This window comes from Streptomyces apocyni (assembly GCF_009739465.1).
GTDB lineage: Bacteria > Actinomycetota > Actinomycetes > Streptomycetales > Streptomycetaceae > Streptomyces > Streptomyces apocyni.
Window position 1 is genome coordinate 380831 of sequence record NZ_WHOM01000067.1, and the last position, 7185, is coordinate 388015.

At 70.6% G+C, this 7185-nt stretch carries 6 protein-coding genes; 2 read left to right on the forward strand and 4 right to left on the reverse strand.

Annotated elements, in window-relative coordinates:
• Positions 1 to 36 precede the first annotated feature (36 nt).
• Both GCN81_RS23830 and GCN81_RS23835 read right to left on the reverse strand, forming a co-directional pair.
• On the reverse strand, positions 37 to 867 hold the full coding sequence (locus GCN81_RS23830; protein ID WP_156723238.1) for a purine-nucleoside phosphorylase: 831 nt from the start codon (positions 865 to 867) through the stop codon (positions 37 to 39).
• A 180-nt stretch (positions 868 to 1047) separates the two neighbouring features.
• Positions 1048 to 1485: a gamma-glutamylcyclotransferase gene (locus tag GCN81_RS23835; protein ID WP_156723240.1), complete on the reverse strand. Its 438-nt coding sequence runs from the start codon at positions 1483 to 1485 to the stop codon at positions 1048 to 1050.
• Positions 1486 to 1643: 158 nt separating this feature from the next.
• Here GCN81_RS23835 and GCN81_RS23840 point away from each other — a divergent pair, with 158 nt between their 5' ends.
• Both GCN81_RS23840 and GCN81_RS23845 read left to right on the forward strand, forming a co-directional pair.
• Entirely contained in the window at positions 1644 to 3092 is a 1449-nt protein-coding gene (locus GCN81_RS23840; RefSeq protein ID WP_156723242.1) for an NAD(P)H-quinone dehydrogenase, read from the forward strand.
• A 157-nt stretch (positions 3093 to 3249) separates the two neighbouring features.
• Positions 3250 to 4209 (forward strand): DeoR/GlpR family DNA-binding transcription regulator, encoded by a 960-nt coding sequence (locus GCN81_RS23845; RefSeq protein ID WP_156723244.1) that lies wholly within the window; start codon positions 3250 to 3252, stop codon positions 4207 to 4209.
• Positions 4210 to 4291: 82 nt separating this feature from the next.
• On the opposite strand, the gene GCN81_RS23850 is transcribed toward GCN81_RS23845, so the two are convergent.
• Together GCN81_RS23850 and GCN81_RS23855 are read right to left on the reverse strand one after the other, a co-directional pair.
• On the reverse strand, positions 4292 to 4897 hold the full coding sequence (locus GCN81_RS23850) for a TetR/AcrR family transcriptional regulator (RefSeq protein WP_231626497.1): 606 nt from the start codon (positions 4895 to 4897) through the stop codon (positions 4292 to 4294).
• 144 nt (positions 4898 to 5041) lie between these two features.
• The gene (locus GCN81_RS23855) at positions 5042 to 6799 is read right to left on the reverse strand and encodes an acetyl/propionyl/methylcrotonyl-CoA carboxylase subunit alpha (protein ID WP_156723246.1); all 1758 of its coding nucleotides are present in this window, start codon (positions 6797 to 6799) and stop codon (positions 5042 to 5044) included.
• Between the last annotated feature and the right edge of the window lie 386 nt (positions 6800 to 7185).

A 7185-nucleotide genomic window follows, 5' to 3' on the forward strand; every position in this document is an offset into this window, starting at 1 on the left:
GGGTGGACGCGGGTGCGTGCCCCACCCCGGCCGGGCCTAGATGCGGCCCAGGACCCGCGTCAGGAGGGAGCCCATCCGGGCGGCCGAGTCGCGGCCCGCCTGGAGGACCTCCTCGTGGTTGAGCGGCTCACCCGTCATGCCCGCGGCCAGGTTGGTGACCAGGGAGATCCCGAGCACCTCGGCTCCGGCCTCGCGGGCCGCGATCGCCTCGAGCACGGTCGACATGCCGACCAGGTCCGCACCGAGTGTGCGGGCCATCCGGATCTCGGCCGGAGTCTCGTAGTGCGGGCCGGGGAACTGGGCGTACACGCCCTCCTCCAGCGTCTCGTCGACCTCCTTGCACAGCGCGCGCAGCCGCGACGAGTACAGGTCGGTGAGGTCGACGAAGTTCGCGCCGACGATCGGCGAGGTGGCCGTCATGTTGAGGTGGTCGCTGATCAGGACCGGCTGGCCGGGGCGCATGCCGTCGCGCAGACCGCCGCAGCCGTTGGTGAGGACGACGGTCTTGGCGCCCGCGGCGACGGCGGTACGCACGCCGTGCACGACGGCGGCGACGCCGCGGCCCTCGTAGTAGTGGGTGCGGCCGAGGAAGACCAGGGCGCGCTTGTCACCGATCTGGTACGAGCGGACCTTGCCGCCGTGCCCCTCTACCGCCGGCGGCGGGAAGCCGGGCAGCTCGGTGACGGCGAACTCGGCCTCGGCCTCGCCGAGCGCGTCCACGGCGGGGGCCCAGCCGGAGCCCATCACCAGGGCGACGTCGTGGGTCTCGGCGCCGGTCAGTTCGCGCAGGCGGGCGGCTGCGGCGTCGGCGGCGGAGTACGGGTCGGCGAATCCGCCGTCGATGCCCGGAGTAAGAGTTGCGTTCACGCGGACGAGCGTAGCCGCTCTTGGCCTACGCGCGTAGACATTGAGGGCTACAGTGCCTGGATCGTTGTCTTGTGTGTTCCGCCAAACGGGGTCCGATGAGGCGCGGTCGCCTCCTCGGCCGACCTCTCAGCTGCCCCAGCTGGCCCTCAGCCGCGCCTCGGTCGCGCCTCAGTCGGCACCTCAGCAGGGTCTCTTGCGGAGCTCCATCACATAGTCGTGCGGTGCGCCCGCGGACTCCGCCGCGTCGGCGATCTCCCCCAGGTAGCGGGCCGACGGCAGGCCGCCCTCGTAGCCGTTCAGCACGTACGTCCAGGCGGGCATCTCGCCCTCCAGGGTCTGCACCCGGACCCGCATCCGCCGGTAGATGTCCAGGCCGACGCCCTCCCACCGGTCCAGGGAGTCCTCGTCCATCGGCGCGATGTCGTACAGCGCGACGAAGACCTGCGCGCGCGGGGCCTCGACAACGGTGGCGAGCGAGCCTTCCCAGCCCATGTGCTCGCCACCGAAGGTCAGCCGCCACCCGCTGAGCCATCCGGTGGCACGCAACGGCGAGTAAGGGGCGCGGCGGGACATGAGCCGCGGGTCGAGATTGCCGGCGTACGCGGCGTAGAGCGACATGGGTCGAGGGTACGTCAGTGGCTCGTGGTGGCCCTGTTGTACAAACCCGCACGAAGCGCCTTCCGTGAGGCCTCCGCGCGCCCTCCGTGCCCCCGGACCGGACGCTGACGCGGCCGGACGGAGCCCCCGGGGCGAACCGCACCGAGCGGTGCGGGACAATGGAGTACGTGACTCGGATCGTGATCATTGGTGGCGGACCCGGCGGATACGAAGCGGCCCTGGTGGCGGCTCAACTCGGCGCGGAGGTGACCGTCGTCGATTGCGACGGTCTGGGCGGGGCGTCGGTGCTCACCGACTGCGTACCGTCGAAGACCCTGATCGCGACGGCCGAGGTGATGACGACCTTCGACTCCTCGTACGAGGAACTGGGCATCATCGTCGCGGACGACACACCCCCGGACAAAGAGGCCGCCCGGGTGGTCGGGGTCGACCTGGGCAAGGTCAACCGACGCGTGAAGCGGCTCGCCCTCGCGCAGTCGCACGACATCACCGCCTCGGTCACCCGCGCCGGTGCTCGCGTCATGCGCGGCCGCGGCAGGCTCGAGGGCCAGCAGGCCATGGACGGCTCGCGCAAGGTCGTCGTCCGCGCCGCCGACGGCACCGAGGAGACCCTCACCGCGGACGCCGTACTGATCGCCACCGGCGGCCACCCGCGCGAGATCCCCGACGCCCAGCCGGACGGCGAGCGCATCCTCAACTGGACCCAGGTCTACGACCTCAACGAGCTCCCCGAAGAGCTGATCGTGGTCGGCTCCGGTGTCACCGGCGCCGAGTTCGCGGGCGCCTACCAGGCGCTGGGCTCCCGGGTCACCCTGGTCTCGTCCCGCGACCGGGTGCTGCCGGGCGAGGACCCGGACGCCGCCGCCGTACTGGAGGACGTCTTCCGGCGCCGCGGCATGAACGTCATGGCGCGCTCCCGTGCCGCCTCCGCCAAGCGCGTCGGCGACGGCGTCGAGGTCACCCTCGCCGACGGCCGGGTCATCACCGGCTCGCACTGCCTGATGGCGGTCGGCGCGATCCCCAACAGCGCGGGCATGGGCCTGGACGAGGCCGGGGTCAGGCTGAAGGACTCGGGCCACATCTGGACCGACAAGGTGTCCAGGACCTCCGCGCCCGGCGTGTACGCGGCCGGTGACGTCACCGGGATCTTCGCGCTCGCCTCCGTCGCGGCCATGCAGGGCCGGATCGCGATGTACCACTTCCTGGGCGAGACGGTGACGCCGCTGAACCTCAAGACCGTGTCGGCGAACATCTTCACCGACCCGGAGATCGCCACCGTCGGCTACAGCCAGGCCGACATCGACGCGGGCAAGATTGACGCGCGCGTGGTCAAGCTGCCGCTGCTGCGCAACCCGCGCGCCAAGATGCAGGGCATCAGGGACGGCTTCGTCAAGATCTTCTGCCGCCCCGGTACGGGCATCGTCGTCGGCGGTGTGGTCGTCTCGCCGCGCGCCTCGGAACTGATCCACCCCATGTCGATCGCCGTCGACAACAATCTGACGGTGGAACAGATCGCGAACGCGTTCACCGTGTACCCGTCTCTGTCGGGCTCGATCGCCGAGGTCGCACGGCAGTTGCACACGCGCAAGGCCACCGGCGACGCGTGAGGAAAAGTGCCTGGTGAGGCGCTCGTGGCCCAGGTTTCCGGGAGTGACCGGAAGGCTGGGCGCGCTTATACCACTTCAGGCATCTCCGTGCGAACAACTTCCGCTATTCGGCGCAAACTGCTGAAAGCAGACGGTCGTTGGGGTTACTGTCAGTTTCGTGTTCGCTGCAGAACGTCGCCAATTGATCCTCGAAATGGTGCGCGCCAACGGAGCTGTATCGCTCCGTGAGCTCGCCCGCGTCGTCCAGACCTCCGAAGTGACCGTACGGCGGGACGTGCGGGCGCTGGAGGCAGAAGGACTCCTCGACCGCCGACATGGCGGTGCGGTACTGCCGGGTGGCTTCACGCGGGAGTCCGGCTTCCCGCAGAAGTCCCATCTCGCGACCGCCGAGAAGACCGCCATCGCCGACCTGGCCGCGAGTCTCGTCCAGGAGGGCGAGGCCATCGTGGTCGGAGCGGGTACCACCACCCAGGAGCTGGCCCGCCGGCTCGCGCGGGTACCCGGTCTCACGGTCGTCACGAACTCCCTGCTGGTGGCCCAGGCGCTGGCCCATGCCAACCGGGTGGAAGTCGTGATGACCGGAGGCACCCTGCGCGGGTCCAACTACGCCCTGGTGGGCAGCGGTGCCGAGCAGTCCCTCCAGGGGCTGCGGGTGTCCCGTGCCTTCCTCTCCGGCAGTGGACTCACCGCCGAGCGCGGTCTGTCCACGTCCAACATGCTCTCGGCCAGCGTCGACCGCGCACTGGTGCAGGCCGCCGCGGAGGTCGTCGTCCTAGCCGACCACTCCAAGCTCGGCACCGACACGATGTTCCAGACGGTGCCCACGGACGTGATCACCCGGCTGGTCACCGACGAGCCGCCCGCGCACGACGAGCGGGCCGCGACGGAGCTCCAGGCGCTGGCCGACCAGGGCGTCCAGGTCGTGACCGCGGGGCCGGGTCCTACCGGACAGGGGGCGGGCGGTGATCCGGTCCCGGCGGGGCGTCAGCCACGCCGGGACGTCCCCCTCCCAGGTCAACGCCGTGGCACCGCGCCCCAGTTGCGTAGCGCCACCTCGCTCACCGAGCAGCCGCCCGGTCCGGAGCGGGTACGCGTGGCGGACCTGCGCCGCCGCTGAGCGGAGCGCGGCGGGGCAAGGCGGGGCACGGCAGGGCAAGGCGGGGCACGGCAGGGCCGTGGGTGGCTAGCCGCCTACCCGGCTACTCGCACCGTGGCGCCAGACCCTGAAGGGTCAGCGTCAGCAGGCGGTCGGCCAACCCCGGGTCCGACGGCGTCTCTTCGGCGGCCAACGCGATCGCGTTGGTCAGCTGAAGCAGGTCACCGATAGTGACATCGGACCGGACAGATCCAGCCTCCTGCGCCCGCGCGAGCAGCGCCCCACCCGCCTCACGCATCGGCATGCTGCACCGCGAGAGCGCCGAACTCTCGTTGCTCGACACCGGCATGCTCGACACGGACATCAGAGCCCGGGACAGACCCCGGTACTCGCTCGCATGCGTGATGATGTCCCGCAGCCACGCGACCAGCGCGGCACACGGCTGCGGAGCGTCGAGCAGTTCACGGGAGCGCGCGAGCAGATCGCTCACCGCGTCCTCGAAGATCGCGCTCATCAGCGCGTGCCGGTTCGGGAAGTGCCGGTACAGCGTGCCGATACCAACCCCGGCGCGGCGTGCGATGTCCTCAAGCGAGGCGTCCGTGCCGTGCTCCGCGAAGGCGGTCCGGGCCACGGCGAGCAGTCGCTCGTAGTTGCGCCGGGCGTCGGCGCGCATGGGGCGTGCCGGGCTCCGCGCTGAATCGGTGGTCATCGCCGCCGTCCTCTCTGGGCCTGCGCGTCCCTCCAGCATGCCACCGCCGCACCAAGGGCCACGCCCGTCCACCCAGTCCACCAACGGACGGGGCCCCGCCGAGAGGTCTCAGCGGGGCCCCGGCATCCGTAGGCGTACCGGACGTCAGTCCTTGATCTCGCAGATGGCGGCGCCCGAGGTGAGCGACGCGCCGATCTCGGCGGACAGGCCCTTGACCGTGCCCGACTTGTGCGCGTTGAGCGGCTGCTCCATCTTCATGGCCTCCAGGACGACGACCAGGTCGCCTTCCTTGACCTCCTGGCCCTCCTCCACCGCGACCTTGACGATGGTGCCCTGCATCGGCGAGGCGAGGGTGTCACCGGACGCGGCCGAGCCGGACTTCTTGGCCGCCCGCCGCTTGGGCTTGGCGCCCGCCGCCAGGCCCGTACGGGCCAGCGACATGCCCAGCGACGACGGCAGCGAGACCTCCAGGCGCTTGCCGCCGACCTCGACGACGACCGTCTCGCGGCCCGCTTCCTCCTCCGCGTCGGCGTCGGCGGGCGGAGCGGCGAACGGGGTGATCTCGTTGACGAACTCGGTCTCGATCCAGCGGGTGTGGACCCTGAAGGGGTCGGCGGTGAAGGCCGGATCGACCACCACGGCCTGGTGGAACGGGATGGCCGTGGCCATGCCCTCGACCTTGAACTCGGCCAGGGCACGTGCCGCGCGCTGCAGCGCCTGCTCACGCGTCGCGCCGGTGACGATCAGCTTGGCCAGCAGCGAGTCCCAGGCCGGGCCGATCACCGCACCGGACTCCACGCCCGCGTCCAGGCGCACACCCGGTCCCGACGGCGGGGCGAACGTGGTCACCGTGCCGGGAGCCGGGAGGAAGTTGCGGCCGGGGTCCTCGCCGTTGATGCGGAACTCGATGGAGTGGCCGCGGATGGCCGGGTCGCCGTAGCCCAGCTCCTCGCCGTCGGCGATGCGGAACATCTCGCGGACCAGGTCGATGCCGGTGACCTCCTCGGTGACCGGGTGCTCGACCTGGAGGCGGGTGTTGACCTCCAGGAAGGAGATCGTGCCGTCCACGCCGACCAGGAACTCCACGGTGCCCGCACCGACGTACCCGGCCTCCTTGAGGATCGCCTTGGACGCCGCGTACAGCTCGGCGTTCTGCTCGGCGGACAGGAACGGCGCCGGAGCCTCCTCCACCAGCTTCTGGTGGCGGCGCTGCAGCGAGCAGTCACGGGTGGACACAACCACCACATTGCCGTGCGTGTCGGCCAGGCACTGGGTCTCGACGTGGCGCGGCTTGTCCAGGTAGCGCTCCACGAAGCACTCGCCACGGCCGAACGCGGCCACCGCCTCGCGTACCGCCGAGTCGTACAGCTCGGGGACCTCTTCGAGGGTGCGGGCGACCTTCAGGCCGCGGCCGCCGCCACCGAAGGCGGCCTTGATCGCGATCGGCAGCCCGTGCTCCTCGGCGAAGGCCACCACCTCGTCCGAACCCGACACCGGGTCCGGCGTACCGGCGACCAGCGGGGCACCGGCGCGCTGCGCGATGTGCCGGGCGGCGACCTTGTCGCCCAGGTCGCGGATGGCCTGCGGCGGCGGGCCGATCCAGATCAGGTCCGCGTCCAGCACGGCCTGCGCGAACTCCGCGTTCTCGGAAAGGAATCCATAACCAGGGTGGATCGCGTCCGCCCCGGAGTCCTTCGCCGCGGCCAGCACCTTGGCCATGTCCAGATAGCTGCTGGCGGGGGTGTCACCACCCAGCGCGAACGCCTCGTCCGCGGCCCGTACATGCAGCGCGTCCCGGTCCGGGTCGGCGTATACGGCAACGCTCGCGATCCCCGCGTCCCGGCACGCCCGGGCCACCCGAACAGCGATTTCGCCACGGTTGGCGATGAGCACCTTGCGCACGATGGCTCCCTCTCCTTGAAACAAGCCGAGTTTAGGGACTGCCGACACGGCACCACGACCCGTCCCCTGCGGTGAGTTTGCCCACACTGGCTTGGGCTGCGCTTGGTTCGGGTTCGCCGAACCCGCGAAATCCCTTGTCGCCCCACCGTACGCGGGCTTCTGGAAGTGCAGAGTAACTCTCCGGTGTGGTGAAGGTCTCTGTCGGTGAGGTCAGCGGCTGTTCACGATTCTTTGTGGGGAGTCGACGAATCAGCAGCTCAGTCTTTGCCACGCGGCTGCCCCTTGTCCGAAGGTTTACCCGTTAGTAACGTTTGGGCTGTCCCCACGCACTCACCATGGCGGCCAAAGCAGCGGAATCAGTCGAAAGAGGGTGGAGCGCCGTGGCG

What these genes read in the sequence shown, in the direction of transcription:
- GCN81_RS23840 (WP_156723242.1), top strand. Translation starts at nt 1,644, where the DNA reads ATGGAGTACGTGACTCGGATCGTGATCATTGGTGGCGGACCCGGCGGA.
- GCN81_RS23835 (WP_156723240.1), bottom strand. Translation starts at nt 1,485, where the DNA reads ATGTCGCTCTACGCCGCGTACGCCGGCAATCTCGACCCGCGGCTCATG.
- GCN81_RS23850 (WP_231626497.1), bottom strand. Translation starts at nt 4,897, where the DNA reads ATGACCACCGATTCAGCGCGGAGCCCGGCACGCCCCATGCGCGCCGAC.